Source organism: Natronosalvus vescus (assembly GCF_023973145.1).
GTDB lineage: Archaea > Halobacteriota > Halobacteria > Halobacteriales > Natrialbaceae > Natronosalvus > Natronosalvus vescus.
Genome location: NZ_CP099546.1, coordinates 3,088,888 through 3,114,086, shown reverse-complemented (window position 1 = coordinate 3,114,086; position 25,199 = coordinate 3,088,888). Strand labels below are relative to the sequence as shown.

The 25,199-nt window shown below is 56.9% G+C and carries 24 protein-coding genes and 1 pseudogene; 13 read left to right on the top strand and 12 right to left on the bottom strand.

Features of this window, described 5'->3' with window-relative positions; translation table 11 throughout:
- Window positions 1-75: 75 nt before the first annotated feature.
- Window positions 76-396 (bottom strand): hypothetical protein, encoded by a 321-nt coding sequence (locus NGM68_RS14930; RefSeq protein WP_252699030.1) that lies wholly within the window; start codon window positions 394-396, stop codon window positions 76-78.
- Window positions 397-704: 308 nt separating this feature from the next.
- The gene (locus tag NGM68_RS14925) at window positions 705-1,178 is read right to left on the bottom strand and encodes a DUF4397 domain-containing protein (protein ID WP_252699029.1); all 474 of its coding nucleotides are present in this window, start codon (window positions 1,176-1,178) and stop codon (window positions 705-707) included.
- A 691-nt stretch (window positions 1,179-1,869) separates the two neighbouring features.
- Between NGM68_RS14925 and NGM68_RS14920 the strand changes: the two genes are divergently transcribed.
- From NGM68_RS14920 to ddfA, 5 genes are all read left to right on the top strand, one after another.
- Complete coding sequence (locus NGM68_RS14920) at window positions 1,870-2,577, top strand: HAD family hydrolase (protein ID WP_252699028.1); 708 nt, start codon at window positions 1,870-1,872, stop codon at window positions 2,575-2,577.
- Between the two features lie 390 nt (window positions 2,578-2,967).
- On the top strand, window positions 2,968-4,053 hold the full coding sequence (locus tag NGM68_RS14915; RefSeq protein ID WP_252699027.1) for a PAS domain-containing sensor histidine kinase: 1,086 nt from the start codon (window positions 2,968-2,970) through the stop codon (window positions 4,051-4,053).
- A 192-nt stretch (window positions 4,054-4,245) separates the two neighbouring features.
- Window positions 4,246-4,770 carry a hypothetical protein gene (locus NGM68_RS14910; RefSeq protein WP_252699026.1) on the top strand — a complete coding sequence of 175 codons (525 nt, stop codon included), beginning with the start codon at window positions 4,246-4,248 and terminating at the stop codon, window positions 4,768-4,770.
- Window positions 4,771-5,192: 422 nt separating this feature from the next.
- Entirely contained in the window at window positions 5,193-5,681 is a 489-nt protein-coding gene (locus NGM68_RS14905) for an Lrp/AsnC family transcriptional regulator (RefSeq protein WP_252699025.1), read from the top strand.
- 79 nt (window positions 5,682-5,760) lie between these two features.
- The gene (ddfA, locus tag NGM68_RS14900; RefSeq protein ID WP_252699024.1) at window positions 5,761-6,012 is read left to right on the top strand and encodes a DdfA family disk-determining factor; all 252 of its coding nucleotides are present in this window, start codon (window positions 5,761-5,763) and stop codon (window positions 6,010-6,012) included.
- 542 nt (window positions 6,013-6,554) lie between these two features.
- Here ddfA and NGM68_RS14895 read toward each other — a convergent pair.
- Entirely contained in the window at window positions 6,555-7,439 is an 885-nt protein-coding gene (locus NGM68_RS14895; protein WP_252699023.1) for a hypothetical protein, read from the bottom strand.
- Window positions 7,440-7,826: 387 nt separating this feature from the next.
- Window positions 7,827-8,228: a VOC family protein gene (locus NGM68_RS14890; protein WP_252699022.1), complete on the bottom strand. Its 402-nt coding sequence runs from the start codon at window positions 8,226-8,228 to the stop codon at window positions 7,827-7,829.
- Between the two features lie 118 nt (window positions 8,229-8,346).
- On the opposite strand from NGM68_RS14890, the pseudogene NGM68_RS14885 reads away from it, so the two are divergent.
- The 3 genes and pseudogenes from NGM68_RS14885 to NGM68_RS14875 all read left to right on the top strand — a co-directional run.
- Window positions 8,347-8,643, top strand: a pseudogene (locus NGM68_RS14885) (zinc ribbon domain-containing protein); the annotation flags it as partial.
- 157 nt (window positions 8,644-8,800) lie between these two features.
- Window positions 8,801-9,550: a twin-arginine translocation signal domain-containing protein gene (locus NGM68_RS14880; protein ID WP_252699021.1), complete on the top strand. Its 750-nt coding sequence runs from the start codon at window positions 8,801-8,803 to the stop codon at window positions 9,548-9,550.
- Window positions 9,551-10,138: 588 nt separating this feature from the next.
- Window positions 10,139-11,158 carry a hypothetical protein gene (locus NGM68_RS14875; RefSeq protein WP_252699020.1) on the top strand — a complete coding sequence of 340 codons (1,020 nt, stop codon included), beginning with the start codon at window positions 10,139-10,141 and terminating at the stop codon, window positions 11,156-11,158.
- A 27-nt stretch (window positions 11,159-11,185) separates the two neighbouring features.
- Here NGM68_RS14875 and NGM68_RS14870 read toward each other — a convergent pair whose 3' ends face one another.
- The 6 genes from NGM68_RS14870 to NGM68_RS14845 form a co-directional block, all read right to left on the bottom strand.
- The gene (locus NGM68_RS14870) at window positions 11,186-11,407 is read right to left on the bottom strand and encodes a hypothetical protein (protein ID WP_252701434.1); all 222 of its coding nucleotides are present in this window, start codon (window positions 11,405-11,407) and stop codon (window positions 11,186-11,188) included.
- 61 nt (window positions 11,408-11,468) lie between these two features.
- Window positions 11,469-12,734 carry an RNA-guided endonuclease InsQ/TnpB family protein gene (locus NGM68_RS14865; RefSeq protein ID WP_252699019.1) on the bottom strand — a complete coding sequence of 422 codons (1,266 nt, stop codon included), beginning with the start codon at window positions 12,732-12,734 and terminating at the stop codon, window positions 11,469-11,471.
- Window positions 12,735-12,987: 253 nt separating this feature from the next.
- Window positions 12,988-14,898, bottom strand: coding sequence for a beta-CASP ribonuclease aCPSF1 (locus tag NGM68_RS14860; RefSeq protein WP_252699018.1), 1,911 nt, complete (start codon window positions 14,896-14,898; stop codon window positions 12,988-12,990).
- Window positions 14,899-15,247: 349 nt separating this feature from the next.
- Window positions 15,248-16,585, bottom strand: a complete 1,338-nt coding sequence (locus NGM68_RS14855) for an SRPBCC family protein (protein ID WP_252699017.1) — start codon at window positions 16,583-16,585, stop codon at window positions 15,248-15,250.
- On the bottom strand, window positions 16,539-16,919 hold the full coding sequence (locus tag NGM68_RS14850; RefSeq protein ID WP_425493625.1) for an ArsR/SmtB family transcription factor: 381 nt from the start codon (window positions 16,917-16,919) through the stop codon (window positions 16,539-16,541). Before NGM68_RS14850 ends, NGM68_RS14855 begins: the two co-directional genes overlap by 47 nt.
- Window positions 16,920-17,346: 427 nt before the next feature.
- A complete protein-coding gene (locus NGM68_RS14845) occupies window positions 17,347-18,948 on the bottom strand; it encodes a GTPBP1 family GTP-binding protein (protein WP_252699015.1) in 1,602 nt (533 codons plus the stop codon).
- 260 nt (window positions 18,949-19,208) lie between these two features.
- On the opposite strand from NGM68_RS14845, the gene NGM68_RS14840 reads away from it, so the two are divergent.
- The 3 genes from NGM68_RS14840 to NGM68_RS14830 all read left to right on the top strand — a co-directional run bounded on the left by NGM68_RS14840 (window position 19,209) and on the right by NGM68_RS14830 (window position 23,306).
- Entirely contained in the window at window positions 19,209-19,700 is a 492-nt protein-coding gene (locus NGM68_RS14840) for a cation:proton antiporter regulatory subunit (RefSeq protein ID WP_252699014.1), read from the top strand.
- Between the two features lie 170 nt (window positions 19,701-19,870).
- Complete coding sequence (locus tag NGM68_RS14835) at window positions 19,871-21,613, top strand: cation:proton antiporter (RefSeq protein WP_252699013.1); 1,743 nt, start codon at window positions 19,871-19,873, stop codon at window positions 21,611-21,613.
- Complete coding sequence (locus tag NGM68_RS14830) at window positions 21,606-23,306, top strand: cation:proton antiporter (RefSeq protein ID WP_252699012.1); 1,701 nt, start codon at window positions 21,606-21,608, stop codon at window positions 23,304-23,306. The genes NGM68_RS14835 and NGM68_RS14830 overlap by 8 nt, the downstream gene beginning before the upstream one ends.
- A 30-nt stretch (window positions 23,307-23,336) precedes the next feature.
- Here the strand turns inward: NGM68_RS14830 and NGM68_RS14825 are convergent, their stop codons facing one another.
- Complete coding sequence (locus NGM68_RS14825; protein WP_252699011.1) at window positions 23,337-23,879, bottom strand: J domain-containing protein; 543 nt, start codon at window positions 23,877-23,879, stop codon at window positions 23,337-23,339.
- Window positions 23,880-24,099: 220 nt separating this feature from the next.
- Between NGM68_RS14825 and NGM68_RS14820 the strand changes: the two genes are divergently transcribed.
- Window positions 24,100-24,276: a hypothetical protein gene (locus tag NGM68_RS14820; RefSeq protein ID WP_252699010.1), complete on the top strand. Its 177-nt coding sequence runs from the start codon at window positions 24,100-24,102 to the stop codon at window positions 24,274-24,276.
- A gap of 5 nt (window positions 24,277-24,281) precedes the next feature.
- Window positions 24,282-24,578 (top strand): hypothetical protein, encoded by a 297-nt coding sequence (locus NGM68_RS14815; RefSeq protein ID WP_252699009.1) that lies wholly within the window; start codon window positions 24,282-24,284, stop codon window positions 24,576-24,578.
- A 22-nt stretch (window positions 24,579-24,600) separates the two neighbouring features.
- Here the strand turns inward: NGM68_RS14815 and NGM68_RS14810 are convergent, their stop codons facing one another.
- Window positions 24,601-25,140, bottom strand: coding sequence for a DUF488 family protein, N3 subclade (locus NGM68_RS14810; RefSeq protein WP_425493577.1), 540 nt, complete (start codon window positions 25,138-25,140; stop codon window positions 24,601-24,603).
- Window positions 25,141-25,199: the final 59 nt, after the last annotated feature.

The window sequence follows — 25,199 nt, the reverse complement described above, 5'->3', positions numbered from 1 at the left end:
TCGATCGATCGGGCGCTCTCGGATTCTTTCGCAAGTGATCCGGTATCTGGAGCGAACTAATTGAGTTAGCCTGGTTCACGCGTTTGGTTCATCGCTGGTCAATCGCCGGAGGGTAACGTACAGCACGACAAACATTACGACGAATACGGTTCCTCCCTGGATTACTTTGGTGCGCCGGCTTTTTTCTCTCGTGACCGACGCCTCATCTTCATCGGTCGCCTCGAGTGTTTCTCCGGCTGTCCCTTCGATCGCTTCACGTGTTTCTCCGGCAGTCCCTTCGATCGCCTCGAGAATCGGATCGCGTAACGGCGACTTCATTGCGACTTTCACCGCTTCCGTGACGAGCAATTGTACGAGGTCGTTCTCCAGATCGAGTTTCTCGATTGTACTTGCCATTGTTACAGTCCTCCGCGGTTTGAAGAGCCTCGACACATGATGGGGGTCTCGAATAATACTACGCACAGCCAAATAACTGTTACATCGGAGGAATAGAACTCGTTTACTCCTGGAAGTGATTGTCTTCACACCAGGACTGTAATGATGGACTGAATCGGAATCGTCCCGGACGGCCTCATCCGGGGCTTCAAGTCAACTACCCCAACGACGAACCACCCACCGCTGATCGACCGCTTTTTTCACAGAAATGCAGAGGAAGCCCACGGCTTTAGTTGTGTGGAGATTGATAAAAACGCCGGTATCAACCGCTAGTGGCCGTCGGCGGGGCCTCGGTCGAGCTGGATGAGCACCTCGAATGCGTTCTCCTCGAGAGTTTCGGGCGGCTCGAGAAGACCGATGGCGAACGCGGAGTAGATGGCTCCCTGCTCGATCGTCACCTCTTGATCGAAGACCACTGTTTCGGGGTCGCCTGCGGCCGTTATCTTCACCGGATAGGTGCCGGCATCGACCGCGAGGTAGTCCGAGATCGTCCGGTATGGAACATCTTCCAGCACGACGTCGCCACCGAGGTAGACATCGACATTCGGTGCGTCCGGTGAGAAGTGTGCAACACGGATCCCCGTCTCGGGCGGTTCGACGGGTTCCGTTGGCTGTTCTTCTGCCTCGTCGTCGTCGTAGTCGTCGTCTTTGTCTTCGCCGGTCGCGAGGGCGGTTCCTGAAATCGCTGTCAGTCCGCCCGCAGCGCCGATACCTTTAATGGTCGATCGTCTTGTCGGAGACATTGCAACTGCTGGTAACGACCAAACCTGACATGTATCCGAATGTCAGTATCAGTATCTATTCTCTAGTTTTCTGTAAAACAGATCAAGTAAACTAATCTTGTCTGCTAGCCTACAAACCGCAAGAGACCTCTTCAAAATTTGCGATTGGATATGTCGAATCACCCACCTTCAACCGTCGTCACCGGGCGAAAGTATGTCAATCTATATCAAGGGTCATGACTAACGACAAACAAAATGGGGCGAATTACAAGAAGTCCTATTAAATAATCATCATTTTAGCAGGCATGCTCGGAGCTGCATGTCGATGTAAGCATTTGTCGTGGATGGGATTGGCGAAACGAAAATTACCGAAAAAGATCGCCCTGAGATCAGCTCGAGGGACGCTATTCTCAAACCCACGAAGGGGGCTCATTTGTACGTTTGATACATAGTGCGAGCGCATACCCGCGTCTTCAGGCGCGGGAGGAGGTCAACCGACGAAAATGACGACACATGAGTTCGAGTTTGACGAGATCGCAGAGGCCTTCGGAATAATGGACGAAAAAGAGGACGATATCATCAAGCCGTTAATCAATTTCGAGTAGCGGACGAGATGCAAACGGTTCTCGTGACGTGCTCCTCGGAGATGCGTTCGAGACTCCCTGTGCACCGACCACTTTTGTCATTCGACTTCCTCGAGTCCGACCGGACGATGCCAACCCCAGTCGATGCAGTCCTGTTCGATCTCGACGACACGCTCTGTCGTTACCGACGATCCTCGGCGGCCGTCCTCGAGGCGGCATTCGAGCGCGCCGGATACGACCCGCTGTTCGACCCGACGGCGTACTACGACCGGTATGACGACTACCTCGCGACCAGCTCGAGCATCGGCGAGCTTCGCGAGCAGTGCTTCGCCGAACTCGCCGCCGACGCTGGCTTCGACCGACAGGCGGGCGTCGCCGTGGCGGCTGCCTTCGCCGAGGAACGCGATCAGCGGGCGGTCGATCCGCTGCCGGGCGTGCCGGACGTCCTCCAGATGCTCACCGACGACTATCGGTTGGGACTGGTCACGAACGGCGATCCGGCGATGCAACGTGAGAAACTCGCCGCCCTCGAGCTAACCGACGCGTTCGAGACGGCGGTGTACGCGGGCTACGACACCGCACCGAAACCCGACCCGGAGCCGTTCGAGGTCGCACTCGAGGCGCTCGAGACCACATCGGATCGGGCGGTGTACGTTGGGAACTCACTCTCGAGCGACGTCGCAGGAGCACAGGCTGCGGGTATGCGCTCGGTCTGGGTGCCGGCGTCCCCGGATGCGGTGAGGGAATCGACGCCGAACCAGAAGCCAGTACGTCGGCTCGAGTCGCTGGCAGACATCCACTCAGTCGACTGGTTGTCTCACGACCAATCCGATTAACTGGTTCGTTTTATTGGAACTTTTTGAAGATTAGTAGCTGAATTGCCACGCGTTCATTGCGCCGATAATTCCAACTCCAATTGCCCTATCCATTCACAAAGTTGGCTAAAAATTACACGTGTGTCTCGATACGCCCATTTTTGGATACCCGAGCAAAGGTACTTCCAATCGAAAGCTCCCGGGTCGAGAATACATGCCGATACGAGACTACTACACGTATTTTTGTTGAGAACGCTACCCTACTCCGACATTACATTACGATTTATGCTACAACATTCGAACGGATTACCGGAGAATTGAGGGAAGTCGTGTGCATACCACAGAGAATGTCAGGTATCCTGTAACCAGAATGGGAACAACGTTATCCCCCTCAGTCAACTGAAAACGGATATGAATGCCAGGGAGCCAGAGACGCTTATTCCAGCCGCTGTGGAAACACTCCCGATTAACTTCGCAATCCTCGATGGCGAAGGGACGATCCTGTATACAAATCGAGCCTGGCAGAAATTCGGCGAGGCAAACGATATCGATACTCGGCCAGATACACTCGGTACCAACTATCTGACGATCACCAAACAAGCGGAGACCGAGACGGCACAGGCTGCTGCCGCCGGGTTGTCGGAGATTCTATCGGGCGAACGAGAACTCTTCGAGTTCGAATATCCGTGTCACTCTCCCGAGAAACAACGGTGGTTTCTCATGCGGGCAGCATCGTTTACGAACGATGATCAGCGATACGTCGCTGTTGCCCATTTCGACATCACCGACCGATACACGTATCAGCGACAGCTAGAAGAATCCAACGAGCGCCTCCAGCAGTTCGCCTACGTGGCCTCTCACGACCTGCATGAGCCGTTACGGATGGTCACGAGCTACCTGCAACTGCTCGAGCGTCAGTATAGCGACGAACTCGACGACGACGCCGAGGAGTTCATCGAGTTCGCCGTCGACGGTGCCGAGCGGATGGAGGCAATGATCGATGGGCTGCTCACGTACTCCAGAGTCGAAACACAGGGGAACTCCTTCGATTCGGTCGATATCGAGGCAGTGCTGGACGATGTGTTGACGGATCTCGGGATCCGCATCGAGGAAACCGGTGTTGAAATCACTGCTGAACCGCTGCCGACTGTCACCGGTGACGCCAGTCAGCTCCGCCAACTTTTCCAGAACCTGTTGGACAACGCGCTCCAGTATAGCGGCGAGCAAGACCCTCGAGTATCAATTTCTGCGACGCGTGATGGGGACGAGTGGATTATTTCGATCACAGACAATGGGATCGGTATCGATCAGGAGGATGCAGACCGAGTCTTCGAGGTGTTCCAGCGACTCCACACCCACGAGGAGTACGAAGGGACGGGGATCGGTCTCGCACTCTGCCGACGAGTTGTCGAACGTCATGGGGGCGAGATTTGGGTCGACTCCGAACCCGAAAAAGGATCGACGTTTTCGTTTACGCTCCCGGCAACGGATCCATGAACGCTTTTTGAGAACCACCTGCTGTATTCGCCCTTGTTTCTCGCAAAGGTGTGGCGAACTATTGATTTTCTGTCGATAGGGGCCTGCGAGATACAGAGGATATATTCAGCATCAACTGGCAGAAGGATCACCGACCGTAGATTTCACAGGGGCCAAAAGTCTAAAAAGAGACCCCTCTCAAAATCACACTAAATGAATTTTGAGACTGAGGCGTATATCGATGAATACGTCATCGATGGAGAAAACAGTGGTGTCTTCGCCGGAGATGGCACCAGTATCACGTACACCCCGGAAAACCCGGACATCCCACCGTCAGTATCCATCCCAACCGATGAGATCACCAGCGTCACTTTCAAGCGCGACACAACCCTCCTCCGCAACAGACCTCTTGGATGGTTCTTCGCTGCCATCACTCTCGTACTCATATTCGCCGTCTACATATTCTATTTCGCTGGTACAGACCCACCGGGCCTAGAATATGAGATGCTCTTCTTCGTGTTCCTCATCATTGGTGGGATTTCCACCACCTACAACTACTTCAGCAGTGAAGACTACGACATCATTATCGTTCAGATCAGAACCGATGACGGCGAATCCCACGTCTTCACCGGACGACTAAACGACACGGAATTCGTTGGAGCGTGCGGTGAACTCATCGAATCAGATATCGAAACGCAAAACCTGAACAAGAAACTCAGAACCGAACTCGGTGACTAACAATGCTACTAACACTTCCCTCTCCTAACCGATTAGGGCTGCCCCATTTGCGCCCTATATCTTGCAGATATTCAACGAGCTACCGAACTGCTGTCAGAAGCGGCTTGCAACATTCAGAGGATGAGTTCAGCACAGCGCCCTCGTTTATTTCACACGTTCAGGTCGAAACCAATCGACACATACGGATGCTTACTGATCGCCGAGATTTCTAACAGTCCAAGGAGGTGTTCTGATGGGCGTGTAAGATACACACAGCCTGTGTCGCACGGCATTTCCCCCGTACTCAGCCAGTTCGAGTGGCTCTGTTCGCAATAGACGTATTGTTCAATACTGACTAGAACCACACGGCAACAACCGGCGCGGTCGGCGTGTGTTGATTACTGCGGAAAGCCACTTCCCGTTTCGACCCGTACAATCGAAAGATGGTTTCCAAAGAACTCGACAACGTGGATAAAGGCATTTTGTACCTTCTCCAGAAGGATGCTCGGGGTAACACGACCGAGGACATGGCTGAGAAAGTCGGTGTTTCGTCCAGTACGGTCGCTAATCGAATCAATCGTCTTGAGGAGCGTGGCGTCATTATCAGTTATCACCCAATCATAAGGTACAGTGAAACGGGGTTAGGCCATCACCTCCTCGTCACCGCGACAGTCCCCCTTCGGAACCGAGAGAAGATGCTGGACGACATCATGGAGGTATCCGGTATCGTAAGCATTCGTGAGCTATTGACCAACAACGAAAACCTATCAATGGAAGTAGTGGGCCTCACGTCGGAAGACATTGAGGATACCCTTGAAGCGCTGGACTCACTCGGCGTCGATATTGAGCGGATGGAGATGATGAAACAGGAACGAGCCAACCCGTACAACCACTTCGGGGAGGAGTTTACGAATGAGGAGGACACTGGCTAATTTCCAGCCCCTTTTATGTTGCTCTGGAAAATATCAATCAAGCAATAGGTTGAAGAAGAGTGAGGGACTATAGTGGTCTATGGTTCAAGCACAGACCGCAACAGCGCACGTCGATAATGTAAGCAATGAAGTGGTAAAAATGGTAGCCGAAGTAGAAGACGTTAACCCTCTCGAACTAACTCCCCCGCTCTACGAAGTAATTGACCCCGATGCCTTAGACCAAATCTTCGCCAGTATGCCGTCCGCTGGTCGGATGGAAGGCCAAGTGACCTTTTCCTACAACGGGTACAAAGTTACAGTCTGCGGCGACGGCTACGTGTCTGTCCAATGAGTGAGTGGTCACCACGTACGAAAGCCGAATTAGAGGAATCCCTTGACGAACTTGTCAGGCGGGCATATCAGAATGGAGTGAACGTAAGCGATTGCGGGTATGAACTTCTCCATAATGATGAATCAATACCAGACTGGGATCTCACAATCATCCGTCTGAAAGGACGGTAACTTCGATATTCTGTAGTGGCCTCTGCTTTGAGAATGGTAAAAAGAAAATACTGGAGTGATACCTTGTTCACTGCGCCGAACGATTAGTGGTTCCTCTGTACTGAGCGATCACCACCGTCGCAGATCGAGTCAGACCCCGTGCGACATTCGCGCCCTATATCTTGCAGAGATTCAACGAGTTGCCGAACTGCTGTCAGAAGCGGCTTGCAACATTCAGAGGATGAATGCAGCATGGCAAATCAGTTATTTCGAAACCTCAGTGAGAAAATCGATACACACAGATGGGAACCCAACGCGACTGCTTCTATCAGCTACCGATGATGGTGCCAAAGGTGTGCTGAATGGTGAGAATTGGAGTTCAAACCAGTGATATTAGGATTGAACCCTCTTTTTCGGCCATCCTTCCGGCGGTTGGGTACACTCCCACTGGTATCCCGTTTTACTATCTCGATGTTCTGTAAAGGTTCCATCATTCTCTTGAACTGTCCCCATTAGGATTTCGTCTTCGGATATTTGGATCCAATAATACAGAAACCACGGATCTATGTTTACGGTGGCAGTTTTAGAGTTGGGATCAAGTTTAGATTCATCTCCCAATAGGGTGACCGAAACATCGTATCCTTGAAGTTTTTCAGGGAACGAGTAGCCGGGAAGATTCTCAGCATCGCGCTTCTCTCCGACATATTCCCTAACCCTTCCCGTTAGGTCATCAACTTCGTTAATATTTTCGGCTGGATCGATTGTCAGTTCTTCGTCAGTAAAAACTTCATCTTCTTCGCTTGAGATCGTTATGCTCACTGTGACCGAGTCTTCAGTTTGATTGCTCAATTTGAGTTCGGCTGGCGTCTTACGGGTTGGTGTAATTTCTTCGAACGTCAGCGTCACTTTATTGTTTGATAATTCCTCAAGCCTATGTTCGTAGTATTGGTTGTCCTCTTCTATCCAGAGAGCTGATTCCTCGCCGACAAGTTCTGGATAATATAGTATTTCACTGGTGGTATAGTCTCCTTCCTCCACGGCTGTTTCAACTTGGTTTCGTGCTTTCACAGGAAGTTCGGAAAACGGAATGAATGGTTTGGTACATCGTTGATATTCGATTTCAGTGTTATCATCACCTCTATGATCACTACTTCCGTTGTCATCGTCTCTATTGTCACTACTTCCGCTGTCATTGTATTCCCCATCGGTGCCTAAACAGCCGCCACCGATAGCAGAAAGTGCGGCTCCAGTACCAGCGATGACTGTGCGACGTTTCATATCAACGAGTCTGGATTAGTTTGTTAAATGCTTTCTCCAATATAAATAACTGTTTGACCGTTATTTCCTGCCAGTGTACAGACTCTCTTCCAGTTGTTTAGCGAGAAACACGCGACGAGTATTGGATCATCATACTCGATCTACAGACTCTCTCTGTATCCTGCACATCGCTCTTATCAGCAGTCCGAGTAGTCAAATGTTAGCTCGTTACCAAATTGATCAGTACTGAGCGTTTGATCTTCCAAGTTGATCTCTCCTCAATCAATGCTACATTCGCGCTGTGTATGCAGCAGAGACTGAACGTTCTATTCATATTTTGTCAGAAACTGCGTGCTGAATCCAGAGAAAGGATGCAGCAAACTGACTTCATAATTCAGCCGAACGGAGCTACTCGTCGGTGAGTTCTGGATACGCTACTTCCCACAGATGACCGTCAAGGTCTGCGAAGTAACCAGAATACCCGCCCCAAAATACGTCCTGAGCTGGCTTAACTATACGACCACCCGCGGCTTCGGCTTCCATCAGAATCGATTCGACCCCATCCTTACTCGGAACGTTGTGCGCTAGAGTAACCCCAGAGAATCCAGTTTCCTCGTCAGACACGGTCGCATCCTCAGCGAGGAGGTCTCTCGGGTACAGTGAAAGCCACGTCCCCTCAAGTTCGAAGAACGCTACATCACTATCCTCCTCACGATCATGCATCGGGAAACCAAGGCCGTCTCGATAGAAATTGATGGCCTCATCAAGATCTTCGACACCCAGAGTAACGAGAGTGATTCGGGGCTCCATCAGTCTGAGGGAGGGTCGATTAAACGATAAACACTTCTACTGCACTGACTGACCACTCCCCTTCACAGATCGACTCTCAGTCCGTGCCACACTCACGCTGTGAGTTCAGCATACCTTAGTCGTAGAAGGGTCCGAACGCGACACGAGTAAGACGTGTTGTATCTGCGGGAGAGAAGAGGATAGTCAGCGTGTCGAACGTGGACTGTACGTCTGTGAGGGGTGTGATGGCGCGTTCAACGCTGATGTGAACGGGGCGGAGAACATCCGTCTCGATATCAATGAAAGTAACTCTGAGTCTTCGGCCAGTTTGGACGAAGATAGGAGTACCGGCTGGTTGGCACAGCCCGAAGTCTACCTTCATGACCTCTCCCGAGGATTCCAACCTCGGACAGAGGTGGTAGACTGCGAACCCTAATATCCCAACTCAGCGGTGCGAAGCCGTGGGATTCCTCCGCGTTCCCGCGGAGGAGGATGTCAACCTGAATCATCCGTTAGAAACCACACGAGTGCTTGTAGCGGATAATTAGAACCTGCAGATGCAAATCCGTCAGTAGCTGCACCAACGGCAGTAGATGACTATCTGTACCCATCTCGCGTATAGGTGGTGGGAAGATATTATGCCTCACGACACAAACCAAAACGTTAACACATCATCCGATACCGGCCTGATTGACGGGATCTCGCGTAGAACTATGCTAAAAGCCAGCGGGGCTGGCGCAAGCGCACTCGGTATCATCGGAACCGCGAGCGCCGACTACGACGACAATGACCAAGGTGACGAGGATGAATTCAATCCCGATGATTTCAATCCCTTTGAAACATCTGAACTCAACCTGGAAACCTTAGAGGCAGAGATCCCGGGCGGAACCCTGCAGGCCGAACCTTTGGAAAACACATACGTCGGGGAGGTTACTGACGATCTGTTCGTTGGCGTTTCTTTTACCGACGACGATACTGGGCAGCCCGAAGAGATTGCGGCGTACCTCTGCGATGGAAATGATATCGCCATCTGGCTTGTCGGTGAATACGAGGTTGGCGGTGTGACGCTAGCCGACGAGGAGGACGAAGTCAAGCTAGCGATGGTTGACGGCGAGTTCCTCGGGGCGGCGTCCCTGGCAGACGAGGAAGGCGTTCCCTTCCTCACCGCTGAGGCAACCGGTGATGCCGGTCTGTACCAAGCCGAGACTGAAGTTGACGAGGTGGAAGTGACTGCGCGATGGATCGTACTCTCCGACGGCCGCCAACGAGGAACCTCAATTTGTTGCGCTGGCGGTTGTTGCCCACCGATTGTGGTTTGTTGGCCCTGTCGAGAGCAATTCTAATTGTGACGAAATCAAATTACCAGTACCTGAGCCCCAGATGAAACCACCTCTCTGTAAGAGATTGTAAATGAAATTCGACGAAATGAGGATGAAGATAGGTTTTACATAATACACAGAGGAACGGTTCTCCGTGTCATGGATATGGTCTTCGAGGGCGACATCAATTGAACGATATTGAAACACGTGCTGAGACGTAGTACACGTGAGTGATCGAACCCTTGCCCATCTGATTGACCACCGGCATCTGCCACATTCGCGCTTTGAGTTCAGCACTCACTGAACAACCTTCCTGTTTGCTGTCAGAACAGGCGTAACTGACCCAATGGAGGGGTGCATCACCAGTCTCCCCGCGAGCAAAGCGAGCGCGGATCCCGTGCGATAAGGCCGATGGCCGAGTTGTCCGCGTTTGTATCGACGGATTTTCGCCTCGAGTTCAGCAAGGGATGTCCGTATTTCTCGTCTTCTGGCAGGAAGGACGTGACCGACGCAGAGCACCTATATAACTGAGCGACAACTGGGCGCGATTAATGTTAGATATATGTTGATTATGACGGTGAGGATTTGTGCGTTGCGACCGAACGGTTCGGTGTGAACCAGACTGACACCAGCGCACGATCGGAGTCGAAATCAGAAGTCGATACCGCGCGGGCCGCGGCGAGAAGCGGCCGTGAGTACATCTCGAGGGCAGCACCGTCTCTCCGTCGCGGCGTCGAATCGGGTACAGTACCGGCACTCATCGGCGGGGCAGGCCTCCTCAGCGGCATCCGGGCGCTCCTGGCCGGTGAGCGCGAGCGCGGGTTCGCCACGCTCGTCCTGGGAGCTGGGTTCATAGCGGCCGCGCTCGGCCAACGGCGATCCCGCAGCAGTGGCGAGGAGCCTGACGTCGAGCAAACCGACGTGGTCACACGGCCTGACGTCGATGCCGTCGCCGATGAGGCCGGCGGCGTCGGGGCGCAAGACCGCGCCACCGGCGAGGCGGCCGTGGACATCGCTGACACGACCCCAGATCTCGAGGACGTAGGTTCGGGGCTCGAGTCCGAATCTGACGCCGAGTCAGCATCGGTCGACCAGCGCGAGATCGTCGACACTGGCGTCGAGAGCGAGACCCTATCGGAGGCGACCGAGCGCGAAACAGAGGATGCCGGTGGCGAGGAAGGGGCGAGCGACGAGACGGCAATCGAGGAGGACACTGACGCCGGCGTTGGCACCGAAACAGCAGATATCGATCGTCTGGGCGAGGCGGCCATCGACAGGCAGAGCCGGGAGGTTCCGGCACCACAGCGGGCATTCAATCAGGGCTTTCTGGCCCACTCGACCGAAGCGTACTGGGGAATCCGTGCACGCGACGATGCGGTATTGGTCTCGCTCGACTTCGACGCTATCGAGCGCCGCGACGGGATGCAGTACGTTGGCAGCAGTGAAATCGGCACGGACGTCCGTGAGCTACCAATCCCCAGCGCCGTCCTCAACCACTGGGACGAGGTATTCGGCGGCGGTACCGCCGTCATCGGCGGCGATGACATTCTATTCGTTACTACCAAGGATCTCGCGACCGACGGCCTGCTACGCATCCTCCCTTCGGAGTGGGCCGACGATCTGAAAACATAAAATGAGTGGAATGCACACAGCGCTCAGTTAACAACAACTGTTTTCTTCGGGCGACCAGTTACACGCATTGCCCGTCGTCAAATCGTTCTCCTCGATATATGCCGACAGACATGCATAGTTACAGAAGTACGTGGGTGATCCACAAGTATCGGTGCAATCCCGCACGCAAAGTGGGTCGTGATCGAAGATACGCGACTCACAGTACGCACAACCCTCGTCCGCATCAGGTGTTGTGACCGTCGTGGACATACCGTTGAGAGGAAGTGGGTCGTGAACCGCCTCGGGGTCAAGCCCCGAGGCTTCCCGTGGTTTAATCGGACACTCCCACGCGACCATCGGCTTGGTGGCCTCGAACGGTTGCGTGGGTCACGGTCGGCTGGTTCACACAGCCCGATGCCTGCCGTCGCAGTTTCCGAACAACCGGAAGCGTGTTGAGAGCAGGCACATTTCGATTCAACTTCTCCAATCCTTTCTTCGCAATATTCACTGCCGCGTTTCGGTCAGCGTGGTCTTGCCGACCACACGCGTTGCACTTGAACCGCTTCTTCCGGCGATTCGACCGAGCCGTATGCTCACACTTTGAGAAAGAACACGTCTGGCTGGTGTAAGCCGGGTCGATGTCATCGTTCGGAATCCCCTCGAACGCCGCTTTGTACGCGACGAACGAGCGGAGTTTGTGAAACGGCAGGGAGTGCAACCGACGGTTCATCCGAGTGCCGTAATCAATCGAATCTCGCATGTGCTTGAGGTCTTCAAACACAACGAGCGGCGACTCGAATTGCTGAACCCACACCACAATTCGCCGGGAAACTTGGTGGAGTTGGTTGTGAACGTACCGTTCTTCCTTGTCCTCGAACACGCGGTCAAACGCTGTCTGGCCAGCGTTTTGCATCCGCTTCCGCATCGTGAAGTACCGATGACGCTCTTCCTTGATTTCAGGGTAGTCGATGACCACCGAATCAGCGATGCCGTCTTCACGAAGGGCTGAAAGGGCTACGCAATTCTCGTTGATGTCTACTCCGACGACAGTCTGAGCATCGTGTTTATCTTGAACCGTGGCTTCGAGATGAGTGACGTTGACGTGCAGTTCGTGATTGCCGTTGCGCGTCATCGCTTCGGCGGTTCCCACACGCCAGTCGTCACGTTCGAGGGCGTGTTCGAGAAGTTCGAGGGTGTCTGGTGCGCCACGAAGTGTACCTTTCACCGGATTGTACGGTTTGGCACTGATTCGGTAGTGTATCCCGTTGTCTTTGCGTGTGAGATTGTATCCCTCGGTGAAGTTCATTCGCAACGGGTATGGCCCAGTTTTCTCGTGACTGGGTGTGTTGTAGTCGTCGCGGTTGTAGGACTGCTGAAGTGCATCGAGTGCTTTAGCGACAATGCGTTGCGTGGTGTTCTTCACGAGGTCTGCCTCGTCTTCAAGACGTGGTGAGATGTCGTCCCAGTCCATCCCGTTTTTCGCTAATTGGATGGTCTGGTTGTACACCCAACGCGCTTCGTGGTACGCTTCGGAAAGAAGTCGCCCGTTATCGGATTGAAGTTGGAAGACGAGTGTCTTCGTAAGCGACTTTTCCATACCCTAATCGACGGACTCGGGTGTTGTAAAGGTATGGATTAGCGTTGATAGGTTAGGCGTTGTCGGCTTCATCTCGGGGTCAAGCCCCGAGGCACTCGCCTTGAACCGCCTGTAGAAAGCGTTTGGTTGCCATCGCTCTGAACGCTGGCCAACGCTACACAGTGACTCTCCAGGAATCGCCACTTCTCGTTATTCGACTGCAGGAGAATCGTTACCAACCGTGAAATGGGAGCGAAAAGCGCGGTGGATCGTGCTACGGGAATCGGAACGTCTCGAGATTTTTCGGTTGATACGTCCTGACGTTGTATTCCTGGTAGAGTGCAGAGGAGAGTTGATCCGTCGCCTGCTCGTCACCGTGGACACACAGAATCGATTCCGGGCGAGGATTCATCTCTCCGACGTACTGCTCGAGCCCCGCTCGATCGGCGTGGCCGGAGAAGCCGCTCACTGATTCGATCCTGAACTCGAGCGTGAGTCGGTTCGACCGATCACGCCCGCCGTTCATTGTCACTTCCGTGTGGCCGCTCTGGATTCGTCGCCCGAGCGTTCCTTCCGCCTGATACCCGACGAAGAGGAGCGTGTTATCCGGGTTTGGGCCGAGTAACTCGAGCCAGGACATGATCGGGCCTCCAGTCACCATCCCGGACGTCGAGAGAATAATACAGGGATCCCCGCTCGCAATCTCCTCGCGCATCTCCTGTCCACCATCTACCTGTCTGAACTGGTCGGCGATAAACGGGTTCTCATCTTCGTGGAGAATGCGTTGGCGAAGTCCGTCGCGGAGATACTCGGGATACGCCGTATGGATTGCGGTCGCCTCTCGAATCATCCCGTCGAGATAGACGGGCATCGTCGGAATCGTGTCTTCACGCATCGCCTCCTCGAGAACGAGCATCAGTTCCTGCGACCGTCCGACGGCGAACGCGGGGATAACAGTAATCCCGTCTTGCTCGTAGGTTTCCCTGATGATCTGGTGGACGTTCCCCTCGCTCTCTTCGGTGTTGGTCTGGTAGTCCCCACGACGACCGTACGTCGATTCCATTATCATCGTCTCCACACGGGGGAAGTCGTTGACGGCCCCGTTGAACAGCCGCGTCGGCTCGTAGTGAACGTCACCGGAAAAGAGAACGTTGTAGAAGCCATCTCCAATGTGGAAGTGTGCGGAGGCGCTCCCCAGGATGTGTCCGGCATTGTGCATCGTCAGTTTGATATCCGGCGCGATGTCGGTGACGTTGCCGTATTCGACCGGAATGGTGTGCTTGATCGCCTGACGTACCTGTTCGCTGGCGTACGGCGGCGTTCGACCCTCCTTCGAGGCGACGGTGAGATAATCGAGTTGGAGCAAGCCCATCAAGTCCCGCGTGGGCTCAGTGGTGTATATCGGGCCATCGTACCCGTATTTGAACAGTAACGGCAGCAATGCACTGTGATCGAGATGGGCGTGTGTCAACACGACCGCATCGAGACCCGTCAGTGGCATCGCTTCAGGGGCGTGGAGGTAAGGAACTTCTCCCTCGGCACCGGGTTTGTCTCCACAGTCGATGAGGACTCGCGTGTTGGGCGTGTGAAGCACGAAACTTGCCCGGCCAACTTCACGGCAACAGCCTAACGTCGTTATCCGAACCCAGTCGACGTCCTTCTGGGGTTCCCCGTGGATCTTCTCGCCGACCGTTGTGAGGAACTCACGCCGCTCACCACGTTCCTGGGTCAGGAAGTTTCGAACGTTACTGACCGTGGAGGACTCCATTGGCGGCGTTCGAACCACCTCCGGGTTCCACCCGACCTCCTGGGTGATCTTCCGAATCGTACTTCCTCCTCGACCGATGACGAGTCCCGGTTTTTCTGCTTCGATAAGCACTTCTCCAATCGTTGGATAAAAGTCAAGATCCTGTATGTGGGCGTCATCGGGAACGATTTCACGGATTTTCGTCTCCGCTTCCGACGGGCTCGATTGTGTGCCCGGCGCTGGACGAATCGTCACCCGCTTTTGTAGAGATCGTGCTAACTTTCCGAGAGTATCGCTGTTTTCAGCGAACTCACGGGGAGTCTCAGTATAGATGACGAGATCCGGCCCTTCGAACTGAACGTCGGTAATATCCAAATGTGGGGGAACCTGTTCGACGACGCGGTCGTGTACATCCGAATGAATCGTTGTGTCGCTCATAGAGGTGCTCGTTCGCTGTCTCGCCATCACAGCACGACCGATAACACGGGTTTCGGCATTGAGGCGCTTCGTATCGAAGACTGACTGGCCGGCGTGTTGAGGAAGGATCGGTCACCCGATCACCAACGTCCGGTCAAAGATGTCGAGCGTTGCGATGAACTGCTACTAGTGACTTTGGGACAGAGAATAAAAACCTTCCCACCTATGCATACAGACGGAAGACAGAATCCCACTACTTCAACAGTGGGTGAATCGTGTCAGTTGGTACTATTGGAGCCGGCAGCGACCGCGATGTACGGACGGTCATCACGGTGCTCGAGAAACGGTTCCGCTGCCGTCATTTCGCCGTTCACGCCTCGAGATGTTCCTCGAGCTTCTCGAAGCTCCCGGTCCAGCCGGCTTCCATCCCGCTGAGGGCCTCCTCGACAATCGGCGTCGCCTCGATCACCGCCGTCTCGAGCGTGAGGTAGGTTCGGGTTCCGTCAGCGTCGAACGTGATGGTGCTCTGCGTTACCAGTTGTGGCTCGCCGTCTTCGTCCTCGAAGACGTGACTGCGAAGCACGAGGCGCTCGGGTTCGTCGACCTCGAGAATCTCGCCTGCGTTCGGGTAAATCGTGCCGTCCGGTGCTTCCATGTCGACGTGGAAGGATCCGCCCGGTCGGACGTCCAGTTCACAGCGGGGGACGGTGAACCCCTCGGGGCCCCACCACGCTGCCACCTGGTCGGGATCGACCCAGGCCGCCCAGACAGCCTCGCGCGGTGCGTCGAAGGTTCGAGTGATCGTCAGGTCGTACTCGCTCGGGTCGAACCCGGCGTCCGAATCTCGCACCGTCGTCGCCAGCGTTTCGATCGCCGCCGTCCACCCCTCGACGTGTTGCTCGGTGGTCTCGCGATCTGGAAGATCCGTGTGGGTGAACACGAGCCCCGTCTTGCCGCCGATAGCGTCGAGTTCGACCGTGATCCGACCCACGTACCAGGTATGGACGAGACGCTTCGGTTCGACCACCTCGAGAAACTCGCCATCGATGTCGTACGTGCTGTCGCCTTCGTTCATCGTGATCGAGAACGAGCCGCCGGGTTCGACCTCGAGTGCGTGAATTTCGACCGCCATCAGATCCGCTCCGTACCACCGTCCCATCTCGTCCGGATCGGTGAACGCTCGCCAGACGCGTTCGATCGGTGCGTCGAACGTTCGGCGGATAGTCAGCGAGGTGTCCGTCGATTCGACCACAGGGTCGGCCGCCTCGAGCAGCTCCACCAGTTGATCGAGCATACCCGCCCACCCCTCGGCTGCGCCGTCGGGAACTGACTCGGGGAACTCCTGGGTGATCACGATCTCCGTCCCGCCGTCGACGTCTCTGAACTCGTAGGTAACTCGTAGCTCCCCGTCCTCGGTCTCCTCGCCTGAAACGAGTCGTTCGGGCTCGACGACCTCGACGTAGTACCCCTCGTTGTCGATGCGCTGGTCGTCGCCGATCCAGCTGATGATCATCTCGCCGTTCGCCTCCAGCTCGTTGGCGCGAACCTCGGCGGTCATTCCGTCGGGAACGAACCATTGCTCCAGTTCGTCCGGATCGGTGAACGCCCGCCACACGCGATCACGAGGTGCATCGACGGTTCGCCGTATCGTCAGTTGCTCCTCACGTGCTTCGGTCACCGTCTTCGCGGTCGTGTTGTCGTCTGTCATTGTCATTCCTCTTCAGATGGTCTTCGAGGGCGTCGAATCGATCCTCCCAGAAGATCCGATATCGGGTCAACCAGCCGAAGGCGTCGCTGAGCGGCGCGGCGTCGAGATGACACCGGCGAACGCGACCATCCTTCTCGACTTCGATGAGTCCCGCGTCCGTCAGGATCTGCAGGTGCTTCGAGACCGCCGCAAGGGACACGTCGTGCGGTTCGGCGAGTTCGCCAACGCTCTCGGGGCCTCCCGCGAGTTGCTCGATGAGCGCTCGACGGATCGGGTGTGCCAGCGCGCCGAAGATCGCATCGAAGTCGGGTTCGGATCCAGGATCCGCATCGATGGTTCGATCGGATCCGGTATCGCCTGAATCGGTATCGAGTCCGTTCGACTGTCGTTTAACCATCCGGTTGAACATACGACGGCCCATTATTTAACCATTTCATTGAATGGGGTGCACCAACACGTACGCATGCGTCGAGCAGTACGCTTTCCATGCCTCCTCGAATAGCCGACTCTCACGAATACGGTCAGTGAGGGATGGTCGGTGTGCTTGTCTCGTGGGACTATAGTAGCCACTGCAAGTCAATGCACACCTGATCGCCAGACGTATCGGCGATCAATGTGTAATTCGTTGCAGCTAGTACTATTTCTCGAGCAGGTCGTGAAATTCGAAATCTCCCGTGATGGCGAGAGAGAACGCTCTCTCGGATCACGTGACTCTGAGGAACCGACTCCCTCCCACACAGTCAAACGGATAAAGAAACCACTCAGTCCGCCGGATACACATCCGTAACCGTTCCGACGCCCTTGCTGTGACCCTCCCGGAAGACGAACTTCTGACCCTCCTCGACGAGATAGGAGCGGAACTTGAACCGAACCCGCGTCCGACCCCGATCACCGGGCAGGAGGCGACCCTCCTCGGGGTAAAAAGCGGCGGCTTCACCGATCGTCTCGAGGTGGACGACGGGTTCGTAGCCGTCGCCGATCCGCGTGGGGTGGTTGAGAACCATCACTTCGGCCTCGAACTCTCGCACTGGAGTGGGGTCGGCGTCGCCGGGCAGTAACACCATCCCGCGCTCGATGTCCCGTTCGTGAACTCCCTTGAGGGCGATGCCGACGATGCGACCGGCCTGGGCCTGATCGACCCGATGGTAGTGCATCTCGATCGAGCGGACGTCGACCTGTTGGAAGGTGCCATCGGCCATCGGCCCAAGCAGGAGGGTGTCGCCGGCTTCGACCTCGCCGCTCATGACGGTGCCCGAGGCGACGGCCCCGACGCCGGTCACGGAGTAACTGCGATCGATGTACATCCGGAAGTCGCCCTCGTTGCGCGAGGTTTTCGGGAGTCGATCGAACAGTTCGTCCAGCACGTCGAGTCCCTCCATGGTGATGGCACTGGTTTCGGCGATGGGCACGACGGTATCACCGATCTCCTCGACGGCGGCGTCGACGCCGTGGCGTTCGATCCGAAGCGGCGACTTACCCACGTCACGGAGCAGGCGCTCGACCTCGAGCGTCACGTCTTCGATACGGTCGTCGTCGACGGTGTCGGTCTTCGTGAGCGCGACGATGGTCGGGAGTTCGGTCGCGAGGAGCACGCCGAGGTGTTCACGAGTCGTCCGTGTCGGGCCGTCGTCGGCGGCGACGACGAGCAGGCCGTAGTCGAGTTTCTGTCCGACGAGCCCGCGGATCGTCGTTCGAAGCCAGGGCTCGTGACCCACAGTATCGACGAACGAGACGAGACGGTCGGCGTTCTCGACGACCTGCGCGCGATCTTGCTTGCGATTCGGGTTGGTGACGTGTACCGGCCCATCGTCGTCGAAGCCGTAGACGGCGTAGGAGAGATCGGCCGACAGCCCACGTTCGACTTCGTGTGGCTGGACGTCGAGGAATGCTCGAGTCGCCCCGTCGCCATCGTCCGGACGACCGGTGACGAGCGACCCGACGAGCGTACTCTTCCCGTGGTCGACGTGCCCGGCCGTTCCGATGACGACGTGATCGTCGTCGGTCTCGAGGACGGCACCCTCCTCGACGAGGGCGACGCCGACCAGGCCGTCGTTGATCCCCCAGGTCTGGACGTCTTCGATGTGACACTCGGCTTCCTCGGCGAGCAACGAGAGGACGTCCATCGACTCAGAAAACGTTTCGGCGTCGATGCCGGCAAGGCCGCCGTCGTCGGTCACGCCGACGACGTAGGTCGCTTCGCCGTCACCCGACAACACGCGGTGGCGAAGTTGTGCCGCCAGACTCTCTCGGCGGCCCCCCTCGAGGTGAACTGACTCGATGAGTCGTTCCTTGAACTCGACGTTCCCACCGTCCTGTTCGCCACGTTCCAGGGCTCGCTCGAGGAGAGCCCGGTCACGGCTCATATGCGCTGATAGCAAGTCACACGGCAAAAGCCTTCCCGTCGGATGCCAGCATGTGGCACGGTGGTGGCGGCTTCACAGCTCCATACAGTCCGTGGACGTCGTCGAAACGGGGTACCGCTTGAGGTACAGTGCTTCGGTCATCGTGCCCACTCGAAAACCGCGTTCGGCGATTGGGCAGTCCGCCGAGTATCCGATGACGACTCCGACACAGCGGTGAAAGCGAAGGGAGGTATAAGTGAAGCGTCCCCCACTATGCAGGTATGCCGTTCGAAGTCAAGGAAACCATCCTCCCGGGCATCGGAAAGCGGTACGAGTTGTACCTCGATCCACACCAAAGTCTCGCAGTAGTGATCCGACCCTCGGGTGAACGACAGCTCTTCTATCGGGAGCACACCAACAATGACTACGAAGAAATCGTCGAGCTGACCGACGCGCAAGCGCGGGCGTTCGGCCTCTTTCTGGTCGGCGCGTACTACCAGCCAATCGCTGGACAACTCACCGAGCAATCGAGTAGCGGGGAACTCATCCAATGGTACTCCGTGACCGAGGATTCGGGGCTCGCTGGGGTTAGGGAGGACGAAGTCGTGATCGAAGCGAAAACTGATACGACACTGCTCGGGCTCGAGCGCGAGGGGGAGGTGAGATCGGTGATCGAGAACAATGTCGTCTTCGAAGTCGGCGATCGGCTCATCGTAATTGGCACGCCGGAGGCCCACGACGAGTTAGAATCGTTGTTGGAACGGATTTCATAGCAATCGAGACGTCGGGTTCGAATTGATCACCGCCCTGGCTGCTGTTCGCTCGGCCGAAACCGACCTCGAGAATCGTCACCCGCAATCACCAATCGAGCGTCGTACCAGCCTACAACACGGTGAACCACCAACCTCAAAAGTACCGTCCGCAAATGCACCAGTACTGATCAATGGTCGAGGGAACAGTCACGATTGCTGCTGATTTCGCGCTGATCATGCTGACAGCGGTCACCCTTGGCTATCTCTTCCGGCTGTCGGGACAGCCGACGATCGTCGCGTACATTTTTACCGGGATCGTCCTTGGGCCGGTTTTTCTCGACGTCATCACCGAGGGCGAATTGGTCGAGTTGATGGCGGAACTCGGACTGGGATTTCTCCTCTTTTTACTCGGGCTCAAGCTTCGTATAGACGATATCCGCGAGATTCTTCGACCGGTAATCAACATCGCAATCTGGCAGACGATTCTACAGACGGCGCTCGCCTTCGGGGTCGCCTACGCGCTGGGATTCGATCTGCTGCAGACGACGATCATCGCCCTCGCAACCGTGTTCGGGGCGACTCCGATCATCGTCAAAGTACTTGCGGACAAAGACGAACTCACGTCGCTGCCCGGCAAGATCGACGTCGGCGTGTTGATCATCCAGGACATCTATCTCGTCGTGCTCCTCGCAATCCTGAGCGCCGAATCGTTCGCCGACCCGACGACCATCGCGATCAACATCGGGCGAATTTTCGTCCTGATGGCCGCGATTGGGGTCTTTTCGTACGTCGCCGCCCGGTACTTCCTCCCCCAGCTCTTTCGCGCCGTGGCGGGCGACCAAGAGGCGTTTTTCATCGTCGGCATCGCCTGGGCGTTCCTCTTCATCTACGGTTCGATGGAGATGAACCTCTCCATCGAGGTTGGGGCCTTCCTCGCAGGGCTGAGCCTCGCACAGGTGCAGTACACCAGCGAACTCACCGAGCGCATTCGCCCGCTGACGGATCTGTTCATGGTGGTGTTCTTCTCGAGCATCGGCCTTCGAATCGCCGCCGACGACCTCTTTGCCTTCTGGCAGGAAGCGCTCATCGCGTCGGCAGTGCTCATGGTCGGAAACTTCCTCATCATGTTCGCGCTCATCGACTACGAAAACTTCACCCCCGAGACGTCGTTTCTCGGCAGCCTCAACATGGTGCAGGTCAGCGAGTTCTCGCTCGTCGTCGGCGCACTGGCCGTCACACAGGGGTTCATCGGCGAGCCGATTCTCGGCTATCTGAGCCTGATGGCGATCGTCACGATGAGCCTCTCGACGTACCTCATCAAGTACAACCATCAGCTGTACGCCCTGACGAAACCGCTGTGGAGCCGCTTCGAGAGCGACGATAAACGGGACGTCGAACTGAAAACGTACGCCGACCACGCGGTCGTGGTCGGTGTCGACGACGTGACCGAGCCAGTGCTTCCGGTGCTGCACGAGACAGTCGGGGACGTCGTCATCGTCGATCGAAACCCGGCCACATCTGACCGCTTTGCGGATACCCCCTACGACGTCATCTACGGTGACTTCAAACACGGCGAACTTCGCAAGGAAGCGGGTCTCAGCCGGGCGTCGGTCGTGATGTCGTCGTCGGTACAGACCGACATCAACGAACTCGCTATCCGCGAATCGGCCGACGAGGCGATCGTTATCGTCGAAGCCGATAGCGTCGAACAGGCACTCGACCTGTACGACGAGGGAGCCCACTACGTGACCCTGCCGACCGTTCTGGCCGGGCTCAAGATCCGACGGTACCTCACCCGGTATCTCACGGATCGCCAGGCGTTCCTGAGCGCCGTCGAAACGGACATCGACCACCTTCGATCGGCGGTCGAAGTAACGGCTCCCGGAGAGGCCGACTCGAGCGATTCCGACCGTGGAGGTGAGTCGAATGTCTGAGTTGATCGAGCCGCTGGCGATTATCTTCATCACGGCCGCAGTCGTGTTGTTGCTCGCAACCAGGTATCCGATTCCATCGGTACCACTGTACATCCTCGTCGGAATCGGCGTGAGTCCGCTCATCGGTCGGGGAATTACGCTGGAGCTAGCCCAACTCGGCATCGCCTTCCTCGTTTTCGTCTTCGGGGTTCACGCCGAACCGCGTCGGTTTCTCTCAGTTGCCCGCGATAGCGAACACGTCGCCGCCATCCAGATTCTCGTCGTCGGTGCCACCGGGTTCGGTATCGCACTGTTGCTCGGCCTCGATCAGCTGTCCGCGGCCTACTTCGCAACGGCGGCGGCGCTGAGTTCGTCACTCGTCGGCCGGGAACTCGCCCAGGGCGAAATCCGCCTCGACTTGATTCACGGGCGGCTGACCGAGTCGATTCACTTCGTCCAGGATCTGTTCGCCGTCGGAATCATCCTCATCTTCGGAGCCGCGACGTTCTCCGTCGACGGGATCGCACTCCAGCTCGGCTATGGCGTGTTACTGTTGGCTGCGGCGGTCGTAATCCGGATCTACCTGTTCGGAATGCTGGTCACCCTTTCGGGAGACTCCGACGAGTTGATTATGCTAACGGGAATCGGACTGCTCATCGGCTTTCTCGCCCTTGCAGAGATCCTTGAAGTGTCGATCGTCGTCGGCGCGTTCGCCGCCGGCCTCTCGATTACACAGGACTTCGAGTACAATCTCGCACTCCTATCGGCGCTCGAGTCGATCGAGGACTTCTTTACGGCGATTTTCTTCGTCACGCTCGGCAGCCTCGTCGTGCGGCCGTCGGCTGACGTGTTCGTCATGGCCGGCGTGCTCATCGTGGGCATCGTTCTCGTCAAACCGGTGGTGACGATCTGGGGGCTGGTGTATCAGGGCTACGATACGCGGACGGCCGCGCTCACGAGTTTTAGCCTCGACCAGATCAGCGAATTTTCACTGATTCTCGCCATCAGCGGCCTGCTGGCCGGCCAAATCACCCAATCGCTGTTCGACGCCATATTGCTCGCTGCGGCGGCGACGATGGTCACGTCCACACTGACCTACACCTACGAGGACGAACTCTACCGACTGCTCGAGCGAACCGGGATATTCGGGGCGACCGAGGACACAATTCGCTCCCGGAGCGCCCTTCCGGACGAACCGCTGTCCGATCACGTTGTCGTCATCGGCTACGGCAAACTTGGGAGCAGCGTCGTCACGGTCTGTCGCGAACTCGACAAGCCGGTGGTGGTCATCGAGAACGACCCGGATCGGTTCGAACTCGCGAGAGAGTACCACGAGGTCTGTGTCTTCGGTGACGCGATGAGCGACGTCGCGTGGGATCTCTGCAACCCCGCCGAGGCAGAGCTGATCGTGTCGACGCCGCCACAGCAGTCACTCTCCGAGTACGTGCTCTCGACTGAGACCGATGCAGACGTTTTGCTTCGGGCCGACGACACCGCCGCCGCCGTCGAACTCATCGATGCTGGTGCGACGTACGTCAACGTCACCGATTTCCTCGCCAGCGAGCAGTTCGGCGAGACTCTCTCACGGCTGCTCATCGACGATGCTGCTCCCGAACAGCTACGACAAGAGAACCGTCGACTGCTTCGCGATCGGGTTTCCGATTCGGGTATCGTCGGCAAGTTCGGGCCGAATGTCCCGGAGCTCGAGCGGTAGTGGTTAAATCCCTCTCGGCGCCGACGTCGACTAGTCGCTCAATCGCTCGTAAGCAGCCGTCACTGCCTTGAACTCGGCTTCGTCGCCGCCCCGATCCGGGTGGACATCCTTGACCCGTTCGCGGTAGGCCCGCTTGATCGTCGCCTGTTCGGCCGTCGGGTCGACGCCGAGCACCGACCGGGCTTCGGCCCGCGTCGGCCCGCTCGAGGGCGGCGGCGCTCGGTCTCGAGGGTCGTATCGGGATGAAGTGCCTCGAGTCCAGTTCCGACTGCCGCCGAATCGTGCCTCCCGTTCGGCCCTCGTACGGGGATCACCGCGGGCACGGGGGCCAGCGCCGAAGCCGCCACGCTGTCGCTGTTGGCTATCCATGCGACGACGCCGGGCCTCCCGGCGATACACCCGCTCGAGGAGCTTCCCGCTCCCGTGGTAGTACATGAAGTACGCCGTCGCTCCGAGCGGGAGCGCCGCGAGGAACGCGACCGGCGACCCGGAGACGACCGAGCCGATGACGAGCAACGCCGTCATACCCGCAAAGAGCGCGGCGATGACCAGCACGAGCGGAGACTGCTGCACACCTGAACTAATGCCTCGAACCTCCTAAAGGATGCGCCAACCGTGGATTGATCGACGCTCGAGGAGGCACTCAGAGCACTGTTTTGTGCATGAAACTACACCCTTTAGAGTAAATAGATATAGTAATCATAGCATTTGCCGGGATGAACGATCACCCGACCACACTTCACGACCCATCTGACGACCCGCGAGTTAAGCCACTCGAGGTCGTACACCCGGTATGAGCGTCAGCGGCCTGTGTCAGATCTGCGAGAGTCGGCCAGCACAGGAGCGATGTGACAACTGCGGTTCACTCGTCTGTCACACCCACTACGACCGGGGCTCGAGCCTCTGTGCGGACTGTGCGACCGAACTCAACCCGGCCGATCCAGAGGACGTGGATATTCACCGGTTCTGACTTCAATGACATCCATCCGTGACCTCGTCAGCGGTTCCCTGAAGGTTGGCCACCGATACTGCCTCGAGGTGTCCGTCGACGAGGACGGACGGCTACTCGCCGAGCATCCATCCGCGACCAGCCCCATGAACGTCCTCGTCTGTGAAGGACTCGAGGAACTCGAAGAGGTGCCACCGGCGGGGCCGATCGAGGTCGAAATCCTGGGTCGGGTCGTCGACGACCGACTCGCTGGCCGGGTGGTGTCGGCGTCGTGTGACGAACCGGAAAATGTGGATGACAGTCGAGCCGACCAGGCGACGTGACAGTCGACGGTGACCGAACGCGCTACTCTCCCTCGAGTACCTCCCGAAGCACCGTCCGGTGACAGCACTTTTTGTTCGTGTTCTCGAAACACACCAGCGCGATCGATTCGCCGCTCTCGAGTCGCTCCCGTAATCTCGTGAGTGCATCCTGGGCGTCCGCGTCGGTCTCGAGGTGAGTTCGATATCGACTCACGAAGTCTACCTGCTCCCAGGCGGCGTTGTGGGCTCCTTCCGCACACAGCCCCTGCATCTTCAACTCCTCCTCGGCTGTTTTCGTCTCCTCGAGCAACGACGACGGTGGCCCGAGTTCCCGCACGTTCTCCTCGACAGCGGCGTGAAACCACGGTGGGGGTTGTCGGACGACGCCGATGAGCGTCGTCTCGGGCTCGAGGTCGACCAGATCGTGCTGGATGGCAGCGGCGTAGGTGTCCGTGAGCGCCCCCGGCGCTGTGTCATCATCCGGCCCTCGCTGTTCCCCGGGGCTCGAGCCGCTCTGATCACTGGCGCTCGAGGTTCGGTGTCCCGACTCGCTCGAGTCCTCTGCGGACTGATCCCTGCCCATACGTCCATCCACGGCCGTCCAGCATTTATATACGATGGCGGGACGAACTTTCCGGTCTC

Excerpts from the sequence above, each read along its gene's own strand:
- NGM68_RS14915 (WP_252699027.1), top strand. The coding sequence starts at position 2,968 with ATGAATGCCAGGGAGCCAGAGACGCTTATTCCAGCCGCTGTGGAAACA.
- ddfA (WP_252699024.1), top strand. The coding sequence starts at position 5,761 with ATGGTTCAAGCACAGACCGCAACAGCGCACGTCGATAATGTAAGCAAT.
- NGM68_RS14845 (WP_252699015.1), bottom strand. The coding sequence starts at position 18,948 with ATGAGCCGTGACCGGGCTCTCCTCGAGCGAGCCCTGGAACGTGGCGAA.
- NGM68_RS14890 (WP_252699022.1), bottom strand. The coding sequence starts at position 8,228 with ATGGAGCCCCGAATCACTCTCGTTACTCTGGGTGTCGAAGATCTTGAT.
- NGM68_RS14895 (WP_252699023.1), bottom strand. The coding sequence starts at position 7,439 with ATGAAACGTCGCACAGTCATCGCTGGTACTGGAGCCGCACTTTCTGCT.
- NGM68_RS14925 (WP_252699029.1), bottom strand. The coding sequence starts at position 1,178 with ATGTCTCCGACAAGACGATCGACCATTAAAGGTATCGGCGCTGCGGGC.
- NGM68_RS14835 (WP_252699013.1), top strand. The coding sequence starts at position 19,871 with ATGGTCGAGGGAACAGTCACGATTGCTGCTGATTTCGCGCTGATCATG.
- NGM68_RS14880 (WP_252699021.1), top strand. The coding sequence starts at position 8,801 with ATGACTATCTGTACCCATCTCGCGTATAGGTGGTGGGAAGATATTATG.
- NGM68_RS14930 (WP_252699030.1), bottom strand. The coding sequence starts at position 396 with ATGGCAAGTACAATCGAGAAACTCGATCTGGAGAACGACCTCGTACAA.
- NGM68_RS14830 (WP_252699012.1), top strand. The coding sequence starts at position 21,606 with ATGTCTGAGTTGATCGAGCCGCTGGCGATTATCTTCATCACGGCCGCA.
- NGM68_RS14860 (WP_252699018.1), bottom strand. The coding sequence starts at position 14,898 with ATGAGCGACACAACGATTCATTCGGATGTACACGACCGCGTCGTCGAA.
- NGM68_RS14905 (WP_252699025.1), top strand. The coding sequence starts at position 5,193 with ATGGTTTCCAAAGAACTCGACAACGTGGATAAAGGCATTTTGTACCTT.
- NGM68_RS14820 (WP_252699010.1), top strand. The coding sequence starts at position 24,100 with ATGAGCGTCAGCGGCCTGTGTCAGATCTGCGAGAGTCGGCCAGCACAG.
- NGM68_RS14810 (WP_425493577.1), bottom strand. The coding sequence starts at position 25,140 with ATGGGCAGGGATCAGTCCGCAGAGGACTCGAGCGAGTCGGGACACCGA.
- NGM68_RS14870 (WP_252701434.1), bottom strand. The coding sequence starts at position 11,407 with ATGTCCACGACGGTCACAACACCTGATGCGGACGAGGGTTGTGCGTAC.
- NGM68_RS14865 (WP_252699019.1), bottom strand. The coding sequence starts at position 12,734 with ATGGAAAAGTCGCTTACGAAGACACTCGTCTTCCAACTTCAATCCGAT.
- NGM68_RS14910 (WP_252699026.1), top strand. The coding sequence starts at position 4,246 with ATGAATTTTGAGACTGAGGCGTATATCGATGAATACGTCATCGATGGA.
- NGM68_RS14815 (WP_252699009.1), top strand. The coding sequence starts at position 24,282 with ATGACATCCATCCGTGACCTCGTCAGCGGTTCCCTGAAGGTTGGCCAC.
- NGM68_RS14920 (WP_252699028.1), top strand. The coding sequence starts at position 1,870 with ATGCCAACCCCAGTCGATGCAGTCCTGTTCGATCTCGACGACACGCTC.
- NGM68_RS14840 (WP_252699014.1), top strand. The coding sequence starts at position 19,209 with ATGCCGTTCGAAGTCAAGGAAACCATCCTCCCGGGCATCGGAAAGCGG.
- NGM68_RS14855 (WP_252699017.1), bottom strand. The coding sequence starts at position 16,585 with ATGACAGACGACAACACGACCGCGAAGACGGTGACCGAAGCACGTGAG.